The 780-nt window shown below is 64.6% G+C and carries 1 pseudogene; it reads right to left on the bottom strand.

Annotated elements, in window-relative coordinates:
• Nucleotides 1–780: pseudogene (locus tag HMPREF0670_RS15120) on the bottom strand (RHS repeat domain-containing protein); the annotation flags it as partial.

Here is a 780-nt window from a genome sequence, read left to right on the forward strand (position 1 = left end):
CGCGGTTGTGGCTGTCGTACGTTGCCGCGTGTACGTAGGTGCGCACGTCGGCCTGGCTCACCATCACCGAGCGCACCGTCTTCACCACCTCGCCCTGGCTGCCGTAGTAGTAGGCCTCGCCGCCCGAGGCGTCCTCCACCAGCACGAGCCTGCCCGCGCGGTTGTACTTGGCGCCGGGCTTGCCGTAGGTGTAGGTCACGCGGTTGAAGAGGTTCTTGGGGTAGAGCACCTCGCTCAGCCGTTCGTAGTCGTAGGTGTAGGAGATTGCCGCCTTGTCGGAGATGGTCTTCTTCAGTTCCGCCGTGAGCTTGGTGAGCAGGTTGCCCGCGGCGTCGTAGGTGCAGGTCACCTCTCCCGCGTCGGGATGGTTCACTTTGAGCTTATGCCCCAGCAGGTCGTACTCGTAGGCGGTCGTCTTGCCGTTGGGGTGATGCACGGAGAGCACTTGCCCCACGGCATCGTAGCCGTACTTCACCCTCACGTCGCCGCTTGCTGCGTGCTGCAACGTCTCGCGGTTGCGCCCCTTCCTGTCGGTGTAGCTTTCGGCGTGCCTGCCCAGCGCATCGGTGATGCGCGTCTCGAGCATCGGTTCGCCGTCGTGGTCAACGATGGCGTAGGCCGTCGTAGTGGTCGCCCCGTCGGGCAGCGTCACCTTGGTGGGGCGGTCGTAGGCGTCGTATTCGGTGGTTGCTTGCAGGTCGCCCACACCTTTATTATATAGGCCCATGCTGCCGAAGCCTTCCTCGGTGGGCCAGTACGCCCGGAGGGTCCGCCCGAAGG

The sequence above is a fragment of the Prevotella sp. oral taxon 317 str. F0108 genome (genome assembly GCF_000162415.1).
Classification (GTDB): Bacteria; Bacteroidota; Bacteroidia; order Bacteroidales; family Bacteroidaceae; genus Prevotella; species Prevotella conceptionensis.